The organism is Methylorubrum podarium (assembly GCF_040270385.1).
In the GTDB taxonomy this organism is placed as follows: domain Bacteria; phylum Pseudomonadota; class Alphaproteobacteria; order Rhizobiales; family Beijerinckiaceae; genus Methylobacterium; species Methylobacterium podarium.
Window position 1 is genome coordinate 73099 of record NZ_JBELQE010000110.1, and the last position, 23280, is coordinate 96378.

Below are 23280 nucleotides of genomic sequence, written 5' to 3' on the forward strand. Positions count from 1 at the left end.
GTGACCGGCAGCTCCAGGGGCTGCGCGGGCGGTCGTCCTACGCCCCGTCTTCCCCGAGGGTCGGCATGAATCTCTCCAAGTTCTTCATCGACCGGCCGATCTTCGCGGGCGTGCTCTCGGTGCTCATCTTCGTCGGAGGGCTGCTCTCGCTCTTCGCGATGCCGATCTCGGAATATCCGGACGTCGTGCCGCCCTCGGTCGTCGTCCGGGCGACCTTCCCCGGCGCCAACCCCAAGGTCATCATCGAGACCGTGGCGACGCCGATCGAGGAGCAGATCAATGGCGTCGAGGGCATGCTCTACATGTCGAGCCAGGCCACGACCGACGGCGTGATGGTGCTGACCGTCACCTTCCGGCTCGGCACCGATCCCGACAAGGCGCAGCAGCTCGTCCAGAACCGCGTCTCGCAGGCCGAGCCGCGGCTGCCGGCGATCGTGCGCCAGCTCGGCATCGTCACGGTGAAGTCCTCGCCCGACCTCACCATGGTCGTGCACCTCGTCTCGCCCAACGGGCGCTACGACATGACCTACCTGCGCAACTACGCGGTCTTGAACATCAAGGACCGCCTCGCCCGCCTCGACGGCGTCGGCCAGGTCCAGCTCTTCGGCTCCGGCGACTACGCCATGCGCATCTGGCTCGACCCGCAGAAGGTCGCCGAGCACGGCCTGTCGGCCGGCGACGTGGTGCGCGAGATCCAGGCCCAGAACGTCGAGGCAGCGGCCGGCGTCATCGGCGCCTCGCCCGCGGTGCCGGGCCTCGACCTGCAGCTGTCGCTCAACGCCGAGGGCCGTCTGAACAGCGAGGAGCAGTTCGGCGACATCGTCGTCAAGACCGGAGAGAACGGCGAGATCACGCGGCTGCGCGACCTCGCGCGGATCGAACTCGGCGCCTCCGACTACGCGCTGCGCTCGCTCCTCGACAACAAGTCGGCGGTCGCGATCCCGATCTCGCAATCCCCCGGCTCGAACGCGATCCGGATCTCGGATCAGGTCCGCCAGACCATGGCCGAGATCAAGCGGACCATGCCGGAGGGGATCGACTACCAGATCGTCTACGACCCGACGCAGTTCGTGCGCGCCTCGATCGAGGCGGTGATCCACACGCTGCTCGAGGCGGTCGCCCTCGTCGTGCTCGTGGTGATCCTGTTCCTGCAGACGTGGCGGGCCTCGATCATCCCGCTGCTGGCCGTGCCGGTCTCCATCGTCGGCACCTTCGCGGTGATGCACGCCTTCGGCTTCTCCATCAACGCGCTGAGCCTGTTCGGCCTCGTGCTCGCCATCGGCATCGTCGTCGACGACGCCATCGTCGTGGTGGAGAACGTCGAGCGCAACATCGAGGCCGGGCTCTCGCCGCGCGAGGCGAGCTATCAGGCGATGCGCGAGGTCTCGGGGCCGATCATCGCCATCGCCCTCGTGCTGGTGGCCGTCTTCGTGCCGCTCGCCTTTATCAGCGGCCTGACGGGCCAGTTCTACAAGCAGTTCGCGCTCACCATCGCGATCTCCACCGTGATCTCGGCGATCAACTCGCTGACCCTGTCCCCGGCCCTCTCGGCGCTGCTCCTCAAAGACCACCACGCGCCCAAGGACCGCCTGACCCGGATCCTCGACACGCTGCTCGGCTGGTTCTTCCGCCGGTTCAACCGCGCCTTCGGCCGCGCCTCGGACGGCTACGGGCGCGGCGTCGGCGGCGTCGTCTCGCGAAAGGGCGCGATGATGGTGCTCTACCTCGTGCTGGTCGGCGTGACCGTGGTGCTGTTCCAGAGGATTCCCGGCGGCTTCGTGCCGGGCCAGGACAAGCAGTACCTCGTCGGCTTCGCGCAGCTGCCGGACGGCGCCACCCTCGACCGGACCGAGGAGGTGATCCGCCGCATGAGTGAGATCGCCCTCAAGGAGCCCGGCGTCGAGAGCGCGGTAGCCTTTCCCGGCCTGTCGATCAACGGCTTCACCAACTCCTCGAATTCGGGAATCGTGTTCTCGACCCTGAAGCCGTTCGACGAGCGAAAGAGTCCGGGCTTGAGCGGGGCGGCGATCGCCCAGTCGCTCAACAAGAAGTACGCCGCGATCCCCGAGGCGTTCATCGCGATGTTCCCGCCCCCGCCCGTCAACGGGCTCGGGACCATCGGCGGCTTCAAGCTGCAGATCGAGGACCGGGCCGGCCTCGGCTACGAGGCGCTCAACGACGCCACCAAGGCGTTCATGGCCAAGGCGGCGCAGACGCCGGAGCTCGTCGGCCTGTTCTCCAGCTTCCAGATGAACGTGCCGCAGCTCTTCGCCGACCTCGACCGGACCAAGGCGCGCCAGCTCCGCATCCCGGTGACGGACGTGTTCGACACGCTGCAGATCTATCTCGGCTCGCTCTACGTCAACGATTTCAACAAGTTCGGCCGCACCTACTCGGTCCGCGTCCAGGCCGACGCGCCGTTCCGGGCGCGCTCCGACGATGTCGGGCTCTTGAAGGTCCGCGCCGGCTCCGGCGAGATGGTGCCGCTCTCGGCGCTTCTGCGCGTGCGGCAGACCGCGGGACCGGAGCGGGCCATGCGCTACAACGGCTTCCTGTCGGCCGACATCAACGCGGGCGCGGCCCCCGGCTTTTCGTCGGGGCAGGCGCAGGAAGCGGCGGCACGGATCGCCGCCGAGACCCTGCCGCGGGGCTTCGCCTTCGAGTGGACCGACCTGACCTACCAGGAATTCATCGCCGGCAATTCCGGGATCTGGGTCTTCCCGCTGGCGCTGCTGCTGGTCTTCCTCGTGCTGGCGGCGCAGTACGAGAGCCTCACCCTGCCGCTGGCGATCCTGATGATCGTGCCGATGGGTCTGCTCGCGGCGATGTTCGGGGTCTGGCTGTCGGCGGGCGACAACAACGTCTTCACCCAGATCGGCCTGATCGTGCTGGTCGGCCTCTCGGCCAAGAACGCCATCCTGATCGTGGAATTCGCCCGCGAACTGGAATTTTCCGGCCGCACGCCCGTTCAGGCGGCGATCGAGGCGAGCCGCCTGCGCCTGCGCCCGATCCTGATGACGTCGATGGCCTTCATCATGGGCGTCCTGCCGCTGGTGACCGCGACCGGGGCCGGATCGGAGATGCGCAACGCCATGGGCGTCGCGGTGTTCTCCGGCATGATCGGCGTCACCGCCTTCGGCCTGTTCCTGACGCCGGTCTTCTACGTGCTGCTGCGCCGCCTGACCGGGAACAGGCCGCTCAAGCAGCATGGCGGGGACATGCGGGAGGCGCATCCGGACAGCATGGCCCACGCCGCGTGAGGGGGGATCTTTCGGGCACCCGCATCGTGCGGCAGGGTTTCAGAAACCGCTGCGAACGCGCAGATGCGTGTGGGTGCGGTTCGATGCGAACCCGTCCTCGTGCGCGTGGGCGGAGGTGTCCTGGATGACGGGGATGAGGTTGAGCGTGCCGTGCATGACGCCGCGTTCGAGGAACAGCTTCTCCGCGTAGGCCGACACGTCTCCGACGGGACCGCGCATCAGCGTCACGTCGATCGAGGTGGTGTGATCGATCGGGATCGACAGGGAGGCGACCGCCTGATCGTGACGGTCGAGCCGTCCCTGCGGCACGCGGGAGGCGAGGTTCCGCACCGACTGGTCGATCGTGCAGCTGACGACGCCGAAGCAGGGCGCGTCGGCCGGTGCCCCGGGCCGCGCGGACAGGCCTCGCCGCACGAGGTCGCGGATGGCTTCCGATCGGCTCCCTGCGCCCGTGCCGTCCATGTAGGCATCCAGCGCGGCGGCCAGATCGTCGTCGATGGCGATGGTCGTGCGCTGCATGTCCGTCCTCCCCTTCTCCGCGGCGACGAGGCTGGCCCGTCGTCGGTCTCCGAGCAAGCGGGCACGGCCTGATCACCGCCTGCCTGGGCGGATCGGCCGACCGGCATCTCCGTGCGTCCCGGCGTGATGCGCGCGAATCAGCGATCAGCCGCGCGGACGAGCCGGTGGCCGTCCGGATCGCGCAGCATAGCGGCCGGTGCCCCGGTCCCGGCCAGGACGATGCGGGTGGCGAGCGGCGATCCGTCGGCGCAAGGTCCCGCGATCGGTCCCGGGGCGCGGTAGCGGAGAAGCTCCAGATGCGGCGGCGCGCCGCCCGGCGGCGTCAGGCCGGTCACCTCGACCACGGGATCGTCCACCGCGTCCATCCGCGCCTGTTCCGGGCCGCGGTTCAGCCCCCGGCTCGCCACCTCGAATCCGAGGCCGGCGTAGAACGCGACCGCGCGCTCGGTATCCGCGACGGTGATCGCCGTGTGGTCGATCCCGAGGAACAGGCCGGACCGCTCCCGCCAGGCCGGCGGCACGGCGCCGGACGGGAAGGCGAGGAGTTCGAGCGGGTGCCCGTCGGGATCGCGGAACTTGAACGCGGTCACGCTGCCCGAGGCGGCCGGCAAGCGCTCCGGCCCGGCGCGCGAGATCGGCGTCCAGCCCGCGACCCCGCGCAGATGCGCGTAGGCGCGGTCCATGTCCGGGACGACGATCGCGCAGTGCTGGAAGCCGGTGCTCTCGGAGGGCGCGGGCGCGCCCGGCGGCTCCGAGGCGGGCGCCAGTTCGATCGTCTGCGCGCCGAGGGCGACGCCGTGCGGGGCCGCCGCGGCGCCGAAGGCCGCCGCGTAGAAGGCCGCGGTCGCGGCCGGATCCGGACAGAGCAGCCGGATCGCGGCGATCCGCAGGGCACTCACCGCCCGGCCCCCGGCAGCGGCGCGCCGCGGCGGTTGAGGAACACCGAGAAGACCCGCTGCGAGCCCGCGATGAACAGGCGGTTCCGGTGGACGCCGCCCCAGCTCATGTTGGAGACGCGATAGGGCACCCGCACCTTGCCGAGGAGTTGTCCCTCCGGCGAGAGGCAGTGGACCCCGTCGGCGGCGCTCGACCAGACATTGCCGTCCTCATCGACCTTCATGCCGTCGCAGTAGCCCGGCTCGATCTTATGGAAGAGGTCGCCGCCCGTGAGCGTCCCGTCCGGACCGACATCGAACACGCGGATGTACTGCCGCGGGTCGGGCCGGCTCTGGTCACCGGTCTCCGAGACGTAGAGCCGGCGCTCGTCCGGCGAGAAGGCGAGGCCGTTCGGCCCGTCGAAATCCCCCGCCGCGACGCGGATCGCGCCGGTGGCGGGATCGAACCGGTAGAGGGCGGGCGGCTGCTCGGACGTCTGGCGACCGCCCTCGTAGTCGTTGGCGATGCCGTAGAGCGGATCGGTGAACCAGATCGTGCCGTCGGACTTCACCACGACGTCGTTGGGCGCATTCAGCCGCTTGCCGGCATGGCTCTCGACGAGGCGCGTGATCCGCCCGTCATGCTCGGTGCGATAAAGGCAGCGGCCGTGATGCGAGCAGGTGATCAGCCGCCCCTCGCCGTCGCGGGCCTGCCCGTTGCCGTAATCGGACGGCGCCCGGTAGACGGAGAGCCCCTCCGCCTCGCTCCAGCGCATGGTGCGGTTGCGCGGCAGGTCCTGGAACAGCAGGCAGTTCCAGTCGCCCATCCAGACCGGGCCCTCGACCCAGCGGAAGCCGGCGGCGATCTCCTCCAGCCCGGCATTGTCGAGCACGTAGTGCCGGAAGCGGGGATCGCGGATCTCGAACCCGTCCATCGGTTCACCCGAACCGGCAGGGCGTGGGGTGCGCGCGCTTCGAATCGAACTGCACCACCATCAGCACGGCGGGCGCGTCGCCGACCGTGCCGGACATGTGGCCGGTCCTGCCGTCGAGCGTGCGGCAGCCCTGGTCCTCGCCGAAGGAAATCTCGCCCGGTCCCATCTCGACGCGGGTTCCGTCCATCGACTCGACGTACCAGCGACCGCTCAGGGGGATGATCCATTGCGGCGCCGGGTTCTCGTGCCACGTGCCCTCCCAGCCGACCGGCTGGACCGTGATCATCACGGTCATGCCGTCATGGTGCTTCACGCCCTGCCATTGCGGCGAGGCCGGCGGCTTCATCGAGGCGAGGTGGAAGTCGGTCATCGTGCAGCGGACCTGCCGGCTGACGCCGTCCGCGTCGGTGTAGAGGTGCCAGTAGGGCACCACCGGCCTGTCGGTCTCTTCGCTGGTCCCTTGGCTCATCGGTCAGCCTCCGAACGCGTCTGCTGGTAGGGGTGGGTCGATCCGAACGGGTCGTGCAGGAAGGCGGCGACGCCCTCCGCGCTCGGCCCGCTCCAGGCGAGCGCGAGGAAGCCGCCGGCCACGGCGAAGTTCTTGAGGAAGTCCCAGAACGTCTCGCGGCCCTCGCTCGGCCCGCGCAGGCGGAAATCGGGTTTGCGCCAGAACGGCTTCCAGAGGAGCGCGGTTACCGCGCAGTAGCCCGCGAGCACGAAGGCGGCGAAACGGTCGGCGATGCCGGTGAGGACGCCGAGCGACATCACGACCTCGACGAACAGCCCGATCAGGATCAGCGCCGTCGCGAGCAGGCGCGAGGCCGTGGCCTGCCCCGCCTGCCCGACCGCGGCGCGGAAATTCAGGATCTTGTCGAGGGCGCTGAACGGCAGGAACAGCAGCACCAGCCACGCCCGCGCCGCGAAGGCGGCGAGCACCTCGATGGTCATCCGCGGACTCCCGACGAAATCTTCCGGCTGGCAACGTCGTCGCCGGGCGGCGGTTCGCGCAGGCCTTGCAGAAGTTTTCCGCTACGACCTGACCGGAACGGGGCACGCCATCATCCGTTGCGCGTCGGGAGACGGAGCAAGGCGGATGAGCGACGACCGGTACGACGTAATCATCGTGGGATCGGGGCCGGGCGGCGGCTCGGCGGCATGGCGCCTCGCGCGGACTGGCAAGCGCATCCTCGTGATCGAGCGCGGCGACTACCTGCCCCGCGAGCGCGAGAACTGGGACACCGACGCGGTCTTCCGCAGGGCGCGCTACCAGGCCGACGAGACCTGGACCTCCTCGAACGGCGACCGGTTCAAGCCCGGCCTGCACTACTTCGTCGGCGGCAACTCGAAGGTCTATGGCGGCGTGCTGTTCCGCCTGCGCGAGAGCGACTTCGAGGCGCAGCGCCACCCGGACGGGATCTCGCCGGAATGGCCCCTGAAGTACGACAGCTTCGCGCCCTACTACCAGGCGGCGGAGGAGCTGTTCCAGGTCCACGGCACCCGCGGCGAGGACCCGACCGAGCCGCCCTCCCCGCTGCCCTACCCGAAACCGGCGATCAGCCACGAGCCGCGCATCCAGAAGCTCGCGGACGACCTCGCCCGGGCGGGCCACCACCCGTTCCACCTGCCGATGGGTGCGCTGATGGAGGAGAACGGCAAGGGCGGGACCCTGCCGCACTCCCCGCTGCTGCGCTGCGATCCCTTCGACGGCTATCCGAGCCTGACCAACGGCAAGGCGGATGCGCAGATCATCTGCATCGACCCGACGCTCGCCGCCCACCCCAATGTCACGCTCCTGCGCAACGCCTATGCCGAGCGCCTCCTGACCGACGCGGGCGGCGGCCGCGTCACCGGCGTCGCGGCGGTGATCGAGGGGCAGCGCCACACGCTCCATGCCGACCTGTTCGTGGTGGCCTGCGGCGCGCTCTCCTCGGCGCTGCTGTTCCTGCGCTCAGGGAACGAGGCCCATCCGGACGGGCTCGCCAACCGCTCGGCCCAAGTCGGGCGCAATTACATGCGCCACAACAACACCACCGTGCTGGCGATCTCGAAGGATCCGAACCCGACGCGGTTCCAGAAGACGCTCGGGCTCAACGACTTCTACTACGGCCGCGACCGCAGCCCGCTGAACGACTGGGAATTTCCGCTCGGCCACATCCAGATGGTCGGCAAGTCCGACGGGATGCAGATCGAGGCGGAGGGGCTGCCGGGCTTCCTGCAATGGCTGCCGACCCGGCCGTTCTCGTACATCGCCGAGCACTCGATCGACTTCTGGCTGACCTCCGAGGATCTGCCGCGGCCCGAGAACCGCATCTTCTACCGCGACGGGCAGGTGCATCTCGACCTGACGCCCACGAACGCCGAGGCGCAGGCGCGGCTGCGCGAAAAACTCCGCTCGATGTGCAGCGGCCTCGACATCCACCCGCACCTGTTCGACCGCACGCTCTATCTCGGCAAGGACACTCCGATCGGCGGCACGGCGCATCAGGCCGGCACCCTGCGCTTCGGCCCGGACCCTGCGACCAGCGTGCTCGACCTCGATTGCCGGGCGCACGGGATCGACAACCTCTACGTCACCGATGCGAGCTTCTTCCCCTCGATCGGCGCGGTGAACCCCACGCTCACCATCATCGCCAACGCCCTGCGCGTGGCCGACGGGATCGCGGCGCGGCTGTGAGCCTGTTCGGCTCCAGGCGCGCCTACGGCCGAGCCTCGTTGATCGCTTCCATCGCCTGTGCGACAAGATCGTGAGCAAGATGGCCTCGGGTGTTCCGTCATGAATTCGGTGTCGCGCCTCATCAATGTCACCCGCGCGCTTTCGATCTGCGCCTCGTCTTGCCTGATCTTGTGGGCCATACCGGCAAAAGCCGCGGATTTGTCGACCTACGATCGATCTGTCCTTGAGTCGCGGCCGGCCATGAAAGTCCGCGGTCGCGCTCTACCGGATTGCACCGAGACACGACCGGATCATCTGATCGCGTGCGCGCCGCGGGAACTGGTTCTGATCGAGCCGGATGCGCCGATCGCCAACGCGGTCTACGCCCTGCGGCCCTCGCATCCGCGCAGGCCCTATCCGCAGATCTTCACCTGGGGGCCCTGAGACGCGATCCGCCGATCGCTTCGACCCCCACCTCTCCCCTCGCCTTGTCGGGAGGGGAGAGGTGGTGCGATCTCAGGCGAAGAGGACGTCGGCGGTGCCGAGCTGCGTGACGCCGACGATGCGCAGGCTGTCCTGGACCGCGCCGTCGTGGATCGTCCAGACATCGGCCGTATGGGTCAGGTAGGCGTTGGTGCTGTAGCCGACGAGCTTGAGGACGTCGCGCTCGCCGCTGGCCGTCTTGACGTGGAAGTCGGCGATCGTATCGAAGCCCGATCCCTTCTCGTAGACGAAGGTGTCGTTGCCGGCGCCGCCCCAGAGCCAGTCGTTGCCGGCCTTGCCGTTGAGCGTCTCGCTCCCGCCCGAACCCCAGATGCGGTTGTCGAGACCGTTGCCGGTCGCGCCGACGTTCCACGTCATCGCCTTGAAGTTCTCGACGTTGCCGGGGAGCGTGTAGGAGGCGTAGGCTTCCACCGTGTCCACCCCTTCGCCCGGCCGCTCCACGATCGTCGTCGTGCCGCCGCTATAGACGCGATAGGTGTCGTCGCCCCAGCCGCCGACCAGGGTGTCGCTGCCTCCCTTGCCGTCGAGGAGGTTGTTCGAACCCGTCCCGACGACGGTGTCGTTGCCGGCGGTTCCGGTCTCGACGCGGATGTAGCCGTTGCTCACGGGCAGGTCCGAGGGCAGACGGAAGTCGTCGGCGCTGAAATCCGCGAGAGTGTGGTTGCGGAAGACGAGCGTGTCGGACGGCGAGAGGGCGAGGTAGACGTCGGCCCCGTGCTGGCTCATCGCGGCTTGAATGCCCGCGAACGAGGTGAAGCCGTAATCGTCGATCCGGGCGACGTCGCCCGCGCCCGCGCCCGCCTGGAAATCGGTGATGATGTCCGAGCCGCTCCCCTTGGAGAAGGCGAAGGTATCGTTGCCGAGGCCGCCGGTCAGGATGTCGTTGCCGGCCCCGCCCCGGATGACGTTGTCGCCCGCATTGCCGACCAGGATGTTCGACTGGCTGTTGCCCGTCGCGTCGATGGAGCCGGTTCCGGTCAGGGTCAGGTTCTCGACGTTCTCCGACAGGACGAACGAGACCGAGGAGCGGACGGTGTCGATGCCGGCGTCGAAGGCTTCGGTCACCGTCGTGCCGGCCACGGAGACGACGTAGGTGTCGTCGCCCAGGCCGCCGCGCAGCGTGTCGGCGCCCCCCTGGCCGACCAGCATGTCGGCGGCGGCCGTGCCGGTCAGCGTCTCGGTGGACGCCGTGCCGGTGACGACATGGCTCGAGGCCGCGCTCGTCTTGAGTGTGTAACGCTCGAGCGTGTATTCGGGCAATTGCCACGCCGTGATCGAGTCGATCTTGTATTGCGCCGTCGTGTTCAGATCGGCCGCGCCCGACCACGAGGTTTCCCCGCCCATGGCGAGGTTGGCGATCATGTACATCGACTTGTTCATGTCGGTCGGCGTCGCGTACTGCGCCGTCTGCTTCCCGTCGACGAAGAAGGTGACGGTGTAGGGCGTCCAGGTCACGCTGAAGGCGTGCTTGCCGCTCAGCGTATCGGTCATCACCCAGTCGCCGTCCTGCGAATGGCTGTTCCCCTGCGAGGTCGAGTGCAGGTTGTGGTGGACCATGTCGGGAACGTCGCCGAAGGTCTCCAGCACGTCGAGTTCCGGCGGCCAGGAATTGTCGGTCGGCAGGAGCCAGAAGGCGGGCCACGCGCCCTTCCCCTCCGGCAGGTCCGCGACCATCTCGAAATGGCCGTAGGTCTGCGCGAAGACCGCCTGGTTCGAGATCATACCCGAGGTGAAGGCGTAGGCGCCGGTATAGGGCTTCGCGCTCGCCTCGATCGGCTTCGCGGTGATGACGAGGCTGCCGTCCTCGATCGAGAAGGGATTGAGGCCGAGGGCCGAGGGCGCCACCTTGCCGGTGATGCCCTTGAAGCTCGGATCGACGTAGAGGTGACCCTCGTGGTTGCCCACCAGGGTATAGGCCGCGTCCCCGGACCACTCGAAGCGCGTCAGCCAGGTGCCGCTCGTCCCCTTGTAGTTCGAGAAGGTGCTGAAATCGTCGCGGAAGGTCTGGACCATGCCGCCCGTGTCGACCGGCAGGAGCACGGTGTCGGCGGTGATGTCGGCGAGCTTCGCGTTCTGCAGGATCAGGGTCTGGTCGCCGCCGAGGCGGAGCACGACGCTGGTCCCGACCTGCGACATCACCTTCGCGACGTCGGCGAAGCTCTTGAAGGCGAAGCCGTCGAGCCGCAGCCGGTCCTCCGCGGGCGTGAAGTCGGTGATGATGTCGTTGCCCTCACCCTTGACGACGATGAAGGTGTCGCGCCCGCCGCCGCCGGTGAGGATGTCGTTGCCTTTGGCCCCGTTGAGCCCGTTATTGCCGGCGTTGCCGGTGATGATGTTGTCGAGGCCGTTGCCCCAGGCCGACGAATTGCCGGTGCCGTTGAGCGTCAGGTTCTCGATCGACTGGCTGTCGGTGAGTTTGTAGCCGTTGCCCCAGGTGACGACGGTGTCCGTTCCCTCGCCCGGCTTCTCGACCACGACGTCGCTGAAGCGGGAGACGAGATAGGTGTCGTCCCCCGATCCGCCGATCAGCGTCGGCGATGTTTTGCTGACCTGGAACTGGTCGTTACCGGAGGTTCCGGTCAGGGTCTGTTTGTCGGCGGTGGTGTTGATCCACTTGGTCGGGCTCGCACTGGCCGGGAGACCGAATTCGAGCAGGACGTTGCCGGCGGTGAGGTCGGCGAGCTTGACGTTCTTGAGCGTCACGGTCTCGCCGCCGCCGAGCGCGATGACCGTATCGCTGCCGGATTGGACGGAGGCGGCGCGCAGGTCGGCGAAGGTCTTCAGACCGTAGCTGCGCAGGTCGAGCACGTCGCCGGTGCTGCCGACCGTGAAGTTCAGGACCGTATCCGAGCCGTTGCCCTTGGAGACGACGAAGACGTCGCGTCCGGTGCCGCCGATCAGGGTGTCGCTGCCGCGGCCGCCGTCGAGGATCCCGCCCGCCGCGGACGCGACCAGGGTGTCGGCGACGTTCAGCAGATCGAAATGGGCCGCGGTCAGGCCCGACAGCGTCACGTTGCGCAGGACGACGCTGTCGGTCGCGTTCAGGGCGATGACGGTGTCGGCTCCGTTCTGCACCATGGCCGCCTTGAGCGCGGCGAAATCGGCGAAGGTGTAGCCGTCGAGGCGCAGGAGATCGGCCTCGGTCCCGGTCAGGCCGAAATCCGTGATCGTGTCCCGGCCGTCGCCGGTCCGCATGACGAACACGTCCTTGCCGCCGCCGCCCGTCAGCACGTCGTTGCCCCGGCCGCCCGTGAGCAGGTTCGCGCCCGTGCCGCCGACGATGAGGTTGGCGAGGTCGTTGCCCGTCCCCTGGGCGGCGCCCGTCGCCTTGATCAGGAGGTTCTCGACGTTGTCGGGCAGGACGGTGTCGCCGAGCCAGGTCATGACGGTGTCGATGCCCTCGCCGGCCTTCTCGACGACGCGCGTCGTGGTGTTGACGATGTAGGTGTCGTCGCCGAGGCCGCCCGCGAGCGTCAGGTTGGCCGCGCTCGCGCTGATCTGGTCGTTGCGCAGGGTGCCGTTGACGAGCGCACCGGCGACGCTCGCGGTCAGCCAGTTGTTCGCCGCGCCCGAGAGAGGCAGGGTCGTCGCCGAGATCGTGGCGACCGCGGCCTTGATCGCGACGGCGGCGACGGCGTTCTGGACCGTCACGTTGGCCGCGATCAGGCTCGATGCCGCAACGTTCTTGAGCGTCAGGGTCTCGCCGCCGCCGAGGGTGACGACGGTGTCGCCTCCGCTCTGCTTGGCTGCGGCCCGGAACGCGGCGAAATCGCCGAAGCCGTAGTTGCGGATCGACAGGGTGTCGCCGCTGGCGCCGGCGACGAAATCGGTGATCGTGTCGGAGCCGCCGCCCCGCTCGATCACGAACGTGTCGCGACCAAGGCCACCGGTGAGGAGGTCGTTGCCCTCGCCGCCGCGGATCGTGTCGTTGCCGGTACCGCCGGTGAAGCTGAACTCGAAATTGGCGGCGGAGAGGCTCGCCAGCGCGACGTTGCGAAGGAGAACGCCGTCGGTTCCGCCGAGGCTGATCACCACGTCCCGCCCGACCTGAGCCATCCCCGCCTTCAGCTCGGCGAAGGAAGTCGCCGCAAAGCCGCCGAGTCGCAGGCGGTCGGCCTCGGCACCGGTCGCGACGAAATCGGTGATGGTGTCGAAGCCGTCGCCCCTGGCGAGGACGAACACGTCGTTGCCGCCGCCGCCGATCAGCAGATCGTTCCCGCCGGCTCCGGCCAGGATGTTGGCGCCGCCGGTGCCGGTGATGACGTTCGCGAGGCGGTTGCCCGTGCCGGTCGCCGCGCCGGTGCCGCGGAAGGTCAGGTTCTCGATTTCCTGGTCCTCCGCCAGGGCGAAGCTCGACGCCCAGGTAACGACCGTATCGATCCCGCCGCCCTTGGCCTCGACGATCCGCGTCGATTGGTTGTAGGCGATGTAGGTGTCGTCGCCCGCGCCGCCGGACAGGGTCATTCCGCCGACGCCGTCCTTGAGCTCGTCGGCACGGGCGGTACCGGTCACGATGTCGCCCTTGGCGACGCCATTCAGCCAAGCGGTCGCCTTCGCGCTCGTCGGCGGGTCGAGCACCACGTTCGCGAAGGTCAGGCTGGCCGGACGGACGCCCTTCAGCGTCAGCGTGCCCTGCCCCGGCAGCGCGACGAGGGTGTCCTCGCCCGACGCCGTCAGAGCCGCGGCGAACTGGGCGAAGGACGAGAACAGGCCGCCCGGCAGAAGCAGCACGTCGCCTCCCTCGCCGGCGGCGAAGTCGCGGATGCTGTCCGCCCGCCCGGCCGCCGGCACGACGAAGAGCCCCACCGTCCGGCCGTTCATGCCGATGGCGGCGGAGGCCGCGAAACGCGTGATCTCACTCATGAATCCGATTCCGATTCCGGGGCCGTCCGGCGCAATCATGGTCGATGCGCCCGAGCCCTTCGCTGATCTGTTCTCGACGGCGAAGAAGGACTGCTGCACCGCATCAAAGATCCAACCCATTTAAAATGTATCAATGCCCGGATCTGCTTCGCGTTATCTGGGCGTTATCCATTAATATTGGTTTGAAAACTTCCGTCGGCTTGAAACAGTTGCCGGAATATAACTAGAAATAGAACATAATATAGAAACTCGCCCAGTGGTATATTTTCGGAACATCCCGATCGCGAACCTTACGAATTGGCATCACACATGCTTTAAATGCCACGCATCGGCGACGGACGGTGCTCCGAATCGCTCGGGGGATGCGTGAACGACGGATCGAGACGCACGGCTTTCACGCGCCGCGCATGCCTTGCGGGCCTCGTCGGCGGAGCCTGTCTCGGCACCGGCCGGCGGCCGGCTCTCGCCGCGCCCCGCGCCGCCGACGATCCGTTCGCGGACCTGCCGCCGCTGAAGGGAGCCGCCCGCGGCAAACCCGCCTTCGGCCTGACCGCGAATGCCGCGCGCATCCCCAAGGAGCGCAAGCTGTTCGCCCGGATGGCTGCGGAGATGGATCTCTTCACGCCGGAGAGCAACTTCCAGTGGTCGGCGATGGAGCCGAAGCCGGGGCAGTGGAACTGGCAGCCGACCGATGCCGGCCTGGCCTGGGCCACCGCCAACGACATCCGCGTCGTCGGCCACGCCCTGCTCTACCACTGGTTCATCCCGGATTGGCTGAAGACCAGCCGGGACGCCAAGACGCTGACGGAAGCCCTCCACCGACGCATCGACACGACCCTCGGCCGCTACCAGGGGCGAATCGCGCGCTGGGACGTCGTCAACGAGCCTCTGAACGCGCGCGACGGCATGCCGGGCGACCTGCGCCGGACCGCGTACTCGCAGACGCTGGGCGAGACCTATCTCGATCTCGCCTTCAAGGCGGCGCGGGCGGCCGATCCGAAGGCGGTGCTGTGCCTGAACGAGGCCGAGATCGAGTACGACGATCAGGCGGACCGGCGCGCAAGTCTGCTTGCCCTGTTGCGCAGGTTGAAAGATCGCGGCGTGCCGATCGACGTCCTCGGCTTGCAATCACACCTCGATGCCGGCAAGAAACTCGACCTCAAGGGCCTGCACGAATTCTTAGCCGGAGCGAGATCTCTGGGTCTAAAAATTGCCGTAACAGAGCTCGACATCATCGATCGATCATTGCCCGGGGATCCCTCCGTGCGCGATAAGGCCGTCGCCGAGCATGCGCGGCAATACCTCGAAGCGGTGCGAGCAGAAAGTGATCTCATTAGTGTGACTTGTTGGGGAATGAATGATCGGAATACGTGGCTTGACATGTGGCACGCGCGGGATGACGGACGTCCCTTGCGTCCCCTTCCCTTCGATTTTGATCTTCGACGTAAAGAGCTCTGGAACGTGATCCGACAGGTCGTCCTCGCGTGAGAGTCCCGTCCCCGCTCCCCGCAGCCGGCCTGCGGGACACCGGAGCGCCGCCATCCGCCCCGGGCGGCGCGAACCGCCGTTCGGCGCGCGCCTTCGCGGCCGCCAGCGCGGCCTGGGAGCGCTTGCGGTGGCTTTCCTTCATCGCGGTGATGATCCCGCTCTGGCTCACACCGAACCCGGGCGCGACGCGCTTCTCCGAGGATCCGACCGCCGGGCGTGAGGGCACGCTGCTCATCCAGCTGCTGTGGGTCGGGCTGCTCGTCTTCGCACTCTTCGTGACGCGTGAGCGTTTTTCGCAGTTGAAGCGGCAGATCGACGTCACGCTGCTGCTGCTCACCGGCTGGTGCCTGCTCTCGACGGCCTTCGCGCTGGTGCCGGACGTGTCGGTGCGGCGTTTTCTCTTCTCCTTCATTTGCGTGATGCTGGCGATTCTGATGTTTTCCAACATCAGAAAAGTCGAGACCATCGTTCGGCTGCTGCTCGCGGCCTGCATTGCCGAGACGATCACGAAATACGTGTTCGTGTTCGCTCTTCCGGTTTACGGCATCCATCAGTCGTTCAACGCCGAGCCGATGCTCGCCGGGCTCTGGCGCGGGCAATTCGCGCACAAGAACATGGCCGGTCCGATCTGCGCCATCGAGCTGGTTCTCATCTTCTACGCCCGCCGCCTCGCGCCGATCTACCTCCTGGCTCCGCTCGCACTCCTCGAGTTCGTGTTCCTCCTGAAATCCGGCTCGAAGACGCCGCTGTTCCTCATCCTGATCGTCGCGGTGCTCGCGCGGGGCCTGCTGACCATCCGCAGCGGCCCGTTGCTCGCGGCGACCGTCCTGGCCTGTCTGGCCCTCCTCAACGGCATCACCCTGGCCACGGTGGCCAGCGACGAGGCCCGGGATATCGCGGCCAAGCTGATCGGCGACATCACCTTCACCGGCCGGATCGAGCTGTGGCGGTTCCTCCTCCACTACACGGCCGACTACCCGCTGATGGGAGCGGGTTTCCAGTCGTTCTGGCAGGTCGGAAGCCTCTCGCCCGCCGTGACGCGGGGCAACAACTGGGTCGTCGCGGCCGTTTACGGACACCAGGGATTCCTGGACACGGTCGTCATGATCGGCATCCCCGGCCTGATCCTCACGCTGCTCTTCATCGTGGTGCGGCCGGCGCTCGATCTCGCGGCGGTCCGCCACCGCAACGACCCGATCCTGAAGCTGTTCGTGACCATCTGGCTGTTCGGACTGTTCACGAACGGGACGGAGTCGATCCTCCTCAACCGGGCCGACGGAACGTGGATCTTCCTCGTCGCGTCGATCGTCGTCATCAGGCGATACCGAATGAACGACGGCGTGCCGGCGGCCCGGATGCCCCCCCCAGCCTCCGAGAGACAAACCTGAACGGCAGAATCCGTTGCCGTCACGATCACGTCCCCTTCTCTCGGTGGCCCCTCCCCCTCCCGATGCTCAAGCACACCCTCCTCTACATGGTGGCCTTCGCGCTGCCGGGCCTGCTTGGGTTCTTCTCCTTCAGCATCTACACGCGCCTGCTGACGCCGGCGGAGTACGGCGTGTACTCGGTCGGGGCGAGCATGGCCTTCCTGATCGGGAATATCGCCTACGGCTGGATCCGCTTCTCGATCGCGCGGTTTCAGGCCGAGGCGCACGAAACGAACTTCGTTCCCTTCGCCCTGATCTGCTTCGCATTCACCACCTTGTTCGTCGCGCCCATCGTCGTCGGCGGTGGGATCCTGGTGTTCGGCGAGGCGAGCGTCGTCGTCCTGGCGATCCTGGCCATGGCGATCGCGCAAGCCCTGTTCGAGATCACGCAGGAGATGCGCCGGGCCCGGCACCAATCCGGCGCCTTCGCCCGCACCACCATCGGCCGCAGCCTGCTCAGCTTCAGCATCAGCGTGACGCTGGCCTTCCTCTATGCCCGCGGATCGATGCTCCTGATCGGCATCGCCGCCGGCTTCGCCGTGATGGCGCTGACCTTCTTCTCCGCGCAGGGCCCATGGTCCGCGGCCCGGTCCGACGACCAGAAACCCCTCGAGACCGGACTCATCCGCCGCTTCCTGCGCTACGGCATGCCGCTGGCGCTGTCGGGCCTCGTCTTCTCCGGAAACTCGACGCTCGTGCGCATCCTCGTTGGGGGCGTGCTCGGTGCTGAGGCCGTCGGGCATTTCGGCGCGGCGCTCGACGTGACGAGCCAGCTCTGCGGGATCCTCGCCGGCAGCGTCACATCGATCATGGGCCCCCTGGCGATCGCCGCCTATCGCAGGGGCGGCGCGGCGGAGGCGCAGCGGGAGTTGCGCTCGGGGATCGTGCTGTTCCTCGGAATCCTGATGCCGGCTCTCGCGGGTGTCGCGGTCGTCGCGCACCCGTTCGCCGAGGTGATCTCGGGCGCGGCCTTCGAGGGGACCGTCGGCGCCCTGCTGCCTCTCCTCGCCCTCTCGCGCGGGCTCAATGTCTTCGCGCAATACTATCTGCATCTCGGATTTCAACTCGTCGAGAAACCGATCCGGCAGGTCGTCTGCGGCGGTGCCACGCTCGTCACCAACATCCTGCTCAACCTCGTGCTGACGCGGTATTTCGGCTTGATGGGCGCCGTCTGGGCGCTGGTGATCTCCGACCTCGTCGGCGTGGTCGTCTCGTTCATCCTGCTGCGGCCGGTTTTCGCCATGCCGCTCCCGGCCCGGCCGATCGGCCTGATCTTCATCACGACGGCCGCGATGGCGCTGAGCTGCTCGCTGGTCCAGGAGGCGATGGACGGGACTTCGGCGGTGTTGCGTCTCGCCGTCACGGTCCCCGCCGGCGTCCTCGTCTATGCCGGCCTCGGCTACGTCCTGGATATCGGAGACGTTCGATCGAAGAATGTGGTTGTGAGGGGGATCGATGCGGCTCTCAAACGCTTCCGCTAGCCCCTCTCCGCCTGATCCAACTCTCCTGCCGGTCAAGCGGCAATTGCATGGCCTGGATCTTGTCCGCGGCTTGGCGGCCATCGTCGTGCTGATCTATCACGTCGACTTCATGTTCGGCCTGCGCGGCCGGCTCATGCCGGGTGGCTATCTGGCGGTCGACCTGTTCTTCATTTTGAGCGGCTTCGTCATCGCCTACAATTATGAGAAATCACTGACCGCCGGAAAGATTGATTTGTTTCAACTGGCCGTGCGCCGGCTCGGACGCCTGTATCCGCTCTTCGCCCTAACAATGTTCGTCGGGTGGGGCGTCATGACGGTGCGCTTCTACAGCCATTACGGATACTTCGATACGCAGCGTCTCGCTCTTGCTGCCGGACTGAATACTTTCATGCTTCCCACTTTGAAAGGAATTTACGATCTCGAAATCCTATTTCCCTTCAACGCGGCGAGCTGGTCGATCTTCTACGAGATCGTCACGAACATCCTCTTCGCCCTCTGGCTCGCCTTCTTCTCGACCCGCCTCCTGATCGTGCTCTGGGTGCTGACGGGCCTCGTTCTCGCGGCGGCGATCGGCTCCTACGGCAGCGTCGATGTGGGATGGGGCTCCTCGACCTTCCTCGCCGCCTTTCCGCGCGTCGTGTTCTCCTTCCTGACCGGGATGCTGATCTTCCGCAGCTATGCCCGGTCCCCCTGGACCTTCCCGTCGGCCCTGCCGCTCGCGGCGCTGCTCGCCGCGGCCGCGGGTCTGGCCCAGGCCAAGCTCTGGCTCCCGGAGCCGCTGCAGCCCGTGGCCGACGGCTTCGCGGTCCTCATCCTCCTGCCCGCCCTGGTGATCGCCGCCGTCGGTGCCGTCTTCTCCGGCCGGGCCGCCCGCCTCGCGACATTCCTCGGCGAGACGTCCTACGCGGTCTACCTGACGCAGGGATCGATGATCATCGCCGCGGCCGGCGCGACGCAGTACCTGTTCAAGACCAAGATCGCCGACCTGTCGCCGCTGGCGGGCTTCGTCTTCGTCCCGATCTGCATCGGCGTCAGCTACGCCGTCTTCCGCCTGTTCGAGGCGCCCGCGCGACAGCTCTTCCGCACGCGCCTTCCCGCGGGACGCGCCGTGGGCGGCATGGCCAAACGGACCTCCCCCTGACGGAAGGGTCGTCCGCGGCCCTGCGCCCGCCACCTGCACGCCGCGGGCGTTGCAGACGGCTTCCGGGCGATCCCTTCGGCGTCTGCCCCGGTCGTCGCGGGGCGAAGCCGAAGCGGTCCAGGGCACGCCCCCGGACGGCGCGCGCCCCGGATTGCTCTCGCCGCGCAAGGACGTAGGCGAGACCGAACCGATCAGTTGGAAACGGGATCGGCGGACACGCGGCCGGCCTCATGCCGCCGACCAACAGGCCGTCGATGTCCTGCGCGCCAAGCGGCGCCGATACGGCCCGCTCAGCGGGCCGCGGCGGCGATGGAGCCTGCCCCCAGGCTGAGATCGTAGAACAGCCCCGTCGTGTTGCGCGTGAGGCCGAGGAACTTGTTGATCTCGGTGGAGGGCGCCGTCGAGACGTAGATGATGTCCCGGTTGCGCATGAAGAACGCGTTCGAGAGGAACATGCCGTCGGCGCGGTTCAGGTCGACCGTATAGATGGTCGGCACCAGTTCGCTCGCGTATTTCGAGACGTCGACGCCCATCTCGGACAGGGTCCGCCGCGCCTCCATGCGGTAGATGAACACGGCGGACGGATCCGCCCGCGCATCGTCGAGGCCGCCGGATTTGGCGATGGCCTCCGCGAGCGTCATGTTGTCGTTGTCGAAGGGGAAGCGCCGGTTGTTGATGCCGCCGACCGAACCCGGCGGCAGGGTGGCGCCGAGCGTGAGGAAGATCTTGGGCTCGCGCGAGATGTAGACCACGTCGCCGGCGGCGAGCTGGATGTTCTGGGCGGGGTTCTTGACCAGGCTCGTCATCAGAGCCTGCTCCGTGCGGGCGCCGCGCTGCACGGTGATCAGCGTCTCGTAAGCGGGGCTGCGCGGGCCGCCCGCGCGGGCGACCGCGCCGAGCACCCGCATCCCCCCGGGATCGAGCGAGAAGCGCGTCGGCAGGTTGACATCGCCGAGAACCGAGATGTCGTTGCCGCGGCGCTCCGCGATGGTCACCACGACCTGCGGTTCGATGGCCCGCTTGGCCAGACGCTGGGCGATCTCCCGGCCGACCTCGTCCGGCGTCATGCCGACGACGCGGATCGTGCCGGCATAGGGCGCGTTGATGGTGCCGCCGCCATCGACCTGCTGATTGGGCACCTGGACGAAGTTGCCGTTCCGGCTGCCCGATTCGTTGGGCAGGAACAGGCCGCCGGTCGAGGCCTCGAACACGGTGATCGCCAGAACGTCGCCGGGCGCGATGCGCGCCTGAGAGGCGCGGCCGCCGCTCACGAAACGGGTGAAGGCGGGAGTCGCGGCGCTCGTGCTGCGGTTGGTGGCCGAAAGTGCGGTCGGGCTGAGGGAAACGAGGGCGTAGCTCACCGATTCAGGGGCCGGCTCGATCGTGACGTCGGCGGAGGAGCGGACAGCGGACGCGATCGGGCCGTCCCGCGGCGTGACGGTGCAGGCCGTCCCGGCCGCAACAAGGCAGGCAGCGGCCAAGCTGCGTGCGAGAACACTGGGGTAGAACACTGACAGACGCCCCTGGGCACCGTTGCGTCCGAGCACCATTCAGGATCGGATCATACCAGACAAGGGCCCGAGCAGTTTTTAGCGTGGGTGTTGCAGCTCTGATATCAATTGCCCACCGATGATCACAACAACCTGAAATACATGTGCCCAAAATCTCGGCAAAAACTTCGGCGACTACGCTTCTTCCGGAAAAACCGATTGATGCATATCGCACTGGATCGAGCCGGATCCGAAACATTGACCTGAAAAAACACCAAACAAAATCAAATAAACGCAGAACTTCAACTTCGAAACCTGCACGCAGCCCAGTGCCTCATTCCTGCGCAGTGGCGGCGAAGATGATGAATCTTTGATCGCTCGGTCGGCATCGCATCCACCGGGTGGGGCGAGATCACCGCGGCACGGATGTGCGATCGGCGATCGCACACGCCCAGGTTTCACACCTGCGGCGACCGCCTTGTTGCAGAAGCGCCACCAGATCCCGAGGTGAAGCGCCTCTCAACGCGATGGATGTCTCGATCCATCCGGCGCCCCGAAGAACGAGCCGGCGAAATCGAGCAGGTCTGCGGCGTCGCCGAAAAGGCATCGAGGGCCAGCGACATCCGCCCGATTCCGACAGCATTGCCTCCGACTGCCGTCCGAGGCAAGTCCATGACCAATCTTCTCCGGCATTCGATGAATGCGTGCTCACCGGGCCGAGAAAAAACCCTGTGATTTTGAATGATGCCGACAAATACGTATTTTTATTCGATACCCCAGCATATACTCGAAAACTCTCGGTTCATCCCCGCCCCGCGCTTCGTCGGAAGCGGCGGATACGCGACGAAAGACCTGCGAAGATGCCCGGAACGAGCACGATGCGCTTCAGACGTCTGGCCGCATTCACCCTGTCTTTCGTGTCGCTGTCGGCCGCCGATGCCTTCGCGATCGAGAAGTCGATCACGCTGCGGAACGCCGCCGGAAAGCCGTGCCTGGAGGTCAGGAGCGCGTCCCGCCCGGACCTCGTCATGACGGGCAGCTACCACCATCTCGTGACGCTGGAGAACCGCTGTTCGCGCGCGATCGCCTCGACGGTCTGCTACAAGAACTCGAATCTCTCGTGTCGCCCGGTCCGCACGCGACCCTATTCCCAGGAGACCGTCCTTCTCGGTGTCCGGTCCGGGGGCGCGCAGTTCGACTTCACCTTCGATGAGCGCTTCGTTCCTTGACGGCCGGCGCACGACCGGCATCGCGCGCGCGGCGCCCGATCGACGAAGGATCTCCGTCAGCGGTCCCTCGCGGAGCCGTCACGCCCTGATCTCGACAGGCGTCACGGCTCCTCGCTCTCGTGCTTCTACAACGTGTTGTTCTTCAGAAGATCATCGAAGTAGCCGATCGTCTTCACGAGGCCGCTCCTCAGCTCGATCTGGGGCCGCCAGTCGAGCTTGTCCATGGCGAGGCCGATATCGGGACGGCGCTGCTTCGGATCATCGGACGGCAGCGGCCGGTAGACGATGGCGGAGCGGGTTCCGGTGAGGTCGACGACGAGCTCCGCCAGCTCGCGGATGGTGAATTCGCCCGGATTCCCGATATTGACCGGTCCGGTGAAGCCGTTCTCGGTGCCCATCATCCGAACCATCGCGGCGATCAGGTCATCGACGTAGCAGAATGACCGGGTCTGCTGTCCGTCGCCGTAGATCGTGATGTCCTCGCCCTTCAGCGCCTGGACGATGATGTTGGACACGACCCGCCCGTCATTCGGGTGCATGCGCGGACCATAGGTGTTGAAGATCCGCACGACCTTGATGTCGAGATTGTGCTGGCGATGGTAGTCGAAGAACAACGTCTCGGCGCAGCGCTTGCCCTCATCGTAGCAGGACCGATAGCCGATCGGATTGACGCGGCCCCAGTAGGATTCCGTCTGGGGATGGACTTCGGGATCGCCGTAGACCTCGGAGGTCGATGCCTGAAGGATGCGCGCCTTCACCCGCTTGGCGAGCCCGAGCATGTTGATGGCACCGTGGACGCTCGTCTTCGTCGTCTGGACCGGATCGAACTGATAGTGGATCGGCGAGGCCGGGCAGGCGAGATTGTAGATCTCATCGACCTCGACGTAGAGCGGGAACGTCACGTCGTGGCGCATCAATTCGAAATTACGGTAGTCCAGCAGATGGTGGACGTTGTTGCGCGTCCCTGTGAAGAAGTTGTCCACGCAGAGAACTTCGTGCCCCTCCTTGACCAGCACGTCGCACAGGTGCGAGCCGAGAAAGCCAGCGCCACCGGTCACGAGGATCTTTTTCACGGTGCCGTACTGCATGATCAGGACCCTCGGACGAAAGAACGGTGAGCCGTCATCAGGCTCGAAACTCTGTGGAGACGGTCCGGCCGCCGCTTGAGCGGCCGGTCATTCACTGCACCGAGATGTCATCGGCTTTGAGAAGCGACCCTCTGAGAAGGCCCGGGAAGCGGGCCGTCAGAGTTCGAGACGCCGGTCGGCGCCGCCGACACCGACATAGGTGAAGCCCTGCCGCTCCATGTCTTCGGTGCCGTAGACGTTGCGCAGGTCGACGAGGACGGGAGCGGCCATCAGCGCCTTCAGCCGCGCCAGATCCAGCGCGCGGAACGCGTTCCACTCCGTCACGAT

The 23280-nt window shown here is 67.1% G+C and carries 17 protein-coding genes and 1 pseudogene; 9 read left to right on the forward strand and 9 right to left on the reverse strand.

Going from position 1 to position 23280, the window contains the following annotated elements; all coding sequences use genetic code 11:
* The first annotated feature begins 65 nt into the window (after positions 1-65).
* A complete protein-coding gene (locus tag ABS772_RS21520) occupies positions 66-3260 on the forward strand; it encodes an efflux RND transporter permease subunit (protein WP_350396793.1) in 3195 nt (1064 codons plus the stop codon).
* 39 nt (positions 3261-3299) lie between these two features.
* Here the strand turns inward: ABS772_RS21520 and nikR are convergent, their stop codons facing one another.
* The 5 genes from nikR to ABS772_RS21545 all read right to left on the reverse strand — a co-directional run bounded on the left by nikR (position 3300) and on the right by ABS772_RS21545 (position 6537).
* Positions 3300-3779, reverse strand: coding sequence for a nickel-responsive transcriptional regulator NikR (gene nikR, locus ABS772_RS21525; protein ID WP_350396794.1), 480 nt, complete (start codon positions 3777-3779; stop codon positions 3300-3302).
* Between the two features lie 137 nt (positions 3780-3916).
* A complete protein-coding gene (locus ABS772_RS21530; protein ID WP_350396795.1) occupies positions 3917-4678 on the reverse strand; it encodes a VOC family protein in 762 nt (253 codons plus the stop codon).
* A complete protein-coding gene (locus ABS772_RS21535; RefSeq protein ID WP_238255893.1) occupies positions 4675-5589 on the reverse strand; it encodes an SMP-30/gluconolactonase/LRE family protein in 915 nt (304 codons plus the stop codon). Before ABS772_RS21535 ends, ABS772_RS21530 begins: the two co-directional genes overlap by 4 nt.
* 4 nt (positions 5590-5593) lie before the next feature.
* Entirely contained in the window at positions 5594-6058 is a 465-nt protein-coding gene (locus tag ABS772_RS21540; RefSeq protein WP_350396796.1) for a cupin domain-containing protein, read from the reverse strand.
* The gene (locus tag ABS772_RS21545; RefSeq protein ID WP_350396797.1) at positions 6055-6537 is read right to left on the reverse strand and encodes a DoxX family protein; all 483 of its coding nucleotides are present in this window, start codon (positions 6535-6537) and stop codon (positions 6055-6057) included. The genes ABS772_RS21540 and ABS772_RS21545 overlap by 4 nt, the downstream gene beginning before the upstream one ends.
* A gap of 145 nt (positions 6538-6682) precedes the next feature.
* On the opposite strand from ABS772_RS21545, the gene ABS772_RS21550 reads away from it, so the two are divergent.
* Both ABS772_RS21550 and ABS772_RS21555 read left to right on the forward strand, forming a co-directional pair.
* A complete protein-coding gene (locus ABS772_RS21550; protein ID WP_350396798.1) occupies positions 6683-8263 on the forward strand; it encodes a GMC family oxidoreductase in 1581 nt (526 codons plus the stop codon).
* Between the two features lie 99 nt (positions 8264-8362).
* A complete protein-coding gene (locus ABS772_RS21555) occupies positions 8363-8686 on the forward strand; it encodes a hypothetical protein (protein ID WP_238255897.1) in 324 nt (107 codons plus the stop codon).
* A 72-nt stretch (positions 8687-8758) separates the two neighbouring features.
* Here ABS772_RS21555 and ABS772_RS21560 read toward each other — a convergent pair whose 3' ends face one another.
* Complete coding sequence (locus ABS772_RS21560; RefSeq protein ID WP_350396800.1) at positions 8759-13609, reverse strand: family 16 glycosylhydrolase; 4851 nt, start codon at positions 13607-13609, stop codon at positions 8759-8761.
* A 366-nt stretch (positions 13610-13975) separates the two neighbouring features.
* On the opposite strand from ABS772_RS21560, the gene ABS772_RS21565 reads away from it, so the two are divergent.
* The 4 genes from ABS772_RS21565 (at position 13976) to ABS772_RS21580 (ending at position 19146) form a co-directional block, all read left to right on the forward strand.
* The gene (locus ABS772_RS21565) at positions 13976-15097 is read left to right on the forward strand and encodes an endo-1,4-beta-xylanase (RefSeq protein WP_350396801.1); all 1122 of its coding nucleotides are present in this window, start codon (positions 13976-13978) and stop codon (positions 15095-15097) included.
* A gap of 122 nt (positions 15098-15219) precedes the next feature.
* The gene (locus ABS772_RS21570) at positions 15220-16485 is read left to right on the forward strand and encodes an O-antigen ligase family protein (RefSeq protein ID WP_350396802.1); all 1266 of its coding nucleotides are present in this window, start codon (positions 15220-15222) and stop codon (positions 16483-16485) included.
* Positions 16486-16547: 62 nt separating this feature from the next.
* Complete coding sequence (locus tag ABS772_RS21575; protein WP_350396803.1) at positions 16548-18005, forward strand: oligosaccharide flippase family protein; 1458 nt, start codon at positions 16548-16550, stop codon at positions 18003-18005.
* Positions 17980-19146 (forward strand): acyltransferase family protein, encoded by a 1167-nt coding sequence (locus ABS772_RS21580; protein ID WP_350396804.1) that lies wholly within the window; start codon positions 17980-17982, stop codon positions 19144-19146. Before ABS772_RS21575 ends, ABS772_RS21580 begins: the two co-directional genes overlap by 26 nt.
* 290 nt (positions 19147-19436) lie before the next feature.
* Here ABS772_RS21580 and ABS772_RS21585 read toward each other — a convergent pair whose 3' ends face one another.
* The gene (locus ABS772_RS21585) at positions 19437-20696 is read right to left on the reverse strand and encodes a polysaccharide biosynthesis/export family protein (protein WP_350396806.1); all 1260 of its coding nucleotides are present in this window, start codon (positions 20694-20696) and stop codon (positions 19437-19439) included.
* Positions 20697-21514: 818 nt separating this feature from the next.
* Here ABS772_RS21585 and ABS772_RS21590 point away from each other — a divergent pair.
* The gene (locus ABS772_RS21590) at positions 21515-21865 is read left to right on the forward strand and encodes a hypothetical protein (protein WP_350396808.1); all 351 of its coding nucleotides are present in this window, start codon (positions 21515-21517) and stop codon (positions 21863-21865) included.
* A 125-nt stretch (positions 21866-21990) separates the two neighbouring features.
* Here the strand turns inward: ABS772_RS21590 and ABS772_RS21595 are convergent, their stop codons facing one another.
* A complete protein-coding gene (locus ABS772_RS21595) occupies positions 21991-22953 on the reverse strand; it encodes a UDP-glucuronic acid decarboxylase family protein (protein ID WP_238258720.1) in 963 nt (320 codons plus the stop codon).
* Positions 22954-23047: 94 nt separating this feature from the next.
* On the opposite strand from ABS772_RS21595, the gene ABS772_RS21600 reads away from it, so the two are divergent.
* Positions 23048-23152, forward strand: coding sequence for a KGG domain-containing protein (locus ABS772_RS21600; protein WP_350396811.1), 105 nt, complete (start codon positions 23048-23050; stop codon positions 23150-23152).
* On the opposite strand, the pseudogene ABS772_RS21605 reads toward ABS772_RS21600, so the two are convergent.
* Positions 23110-23280, reverse strand: a pseudogene (locus ABS772_RS21605) (UDP-glucose 6-dehydrogenase); the annotation flags it as partial. The gene ABS772_RS21600 and the pseudogene ABS772_RS21605 overlap by 43 nt on opposite strands.

What these genes read in the sequence shown, in the direction of transcription:
- ABS772_RS21580 (WP_350396804.1), top strand. Translation starts at nt 17,980, where the DNA reads ATGCGGCTCTCAAACGCTTCCGCTAGCCCCTCTCCGCCTGATCCAACT.
- ABS772_RS21520 (WP_350396793.1), top strand. Translation starts at nt 66, where the DNA reads ATGAATCTCTCCAAGTTCTTCATCGACCGGCCGATCTTCGCGGGCGTG.
- ABS772_RS21560 (WP_350396800.1), bottom strand. Translation starts at nt 13,609, where the DNA reads ATGAGTGAGATCACGCGTTTCGCGGCCTCCGCCGCCATCGGCATGAAC.
- ABS772_RS21540 (WP_350396796.1), bottom strand. Translation starts at nt 6,058, where the DNA reads ATGAGCCAAGGGACCAGCGAAGAGACCGACAGGCCGGTGGTGCCCTAC.
- ABS772_RS21585 (WP_350396806.1), bottom strand. Translation starts at nt 20,696, where the DNA reads ATGGTGCTCGGACGCAACGGTGCCCAGGGGCGTCTGTCAGTGTTCTAC.
- ABS772_RS21590 (WP_350396808.1), top strand. Translation starts at nt 21,515, where the DNA reads ATGCGCTTCAGACGTCTGGCCGCATTCACCCTGTCTTTCGTGTCGCTG.
- nikR (WP_350396794.1), bottom strand. Translation starts at nt 3,779, where the DNA reads ATGCAGCGCACGACCATCGCCATCGACGACGATCTGGCCGCCGCGCTG.
- ABS772_RS21545 (WP_350396797.1), bottom strand. Translation starts at nt 6,537, where the DNA reads ATGACCATCGAGGTGCTCGCCGCCTTCGCGGCGCGGGCGTGGCTGGTG.
- ABS772_RS21575 (WP_350396803.1), top strand. Translation starts at nt 16,548, where the DNA reads ATGCTCAAGCACACCCTCCTCTACATGGTGGCCTTCGCGCTGCCGGGC.
- ABS772_RS21595 (WP_238258720.1), bottom strand. Translation starts at nt 22,953, where the DNA reads ATGCAGTACGGCACCGTGAAAAAGATCCTCGTGACCGGTGGCGCTGGC.
- ABS772_RS21550 (WP_350396798.1), top strand. Translation starts at nt 6,683, where the DNA reads ATGAGCGACGACCGGTACGACGTAATCATCGTGGGATCGGGGCCGGGC.
- ABS772_RS21555 (WP_238255897.1), top strand. Translation starts at nt 8,363, where the DNA reads ATGAATTCGGTGTCGCGCCTCATCAATGTCACCCGCGCGCTTTCGATC.
- ABS772_RS21535 (WP_238255893.1), bottom strand. Translation starts at nt 5,589, where the DNA reads ATGGACGGGTTCGAGATCCGCGATCCCCGCTTCCGGCACTACGTGCTC.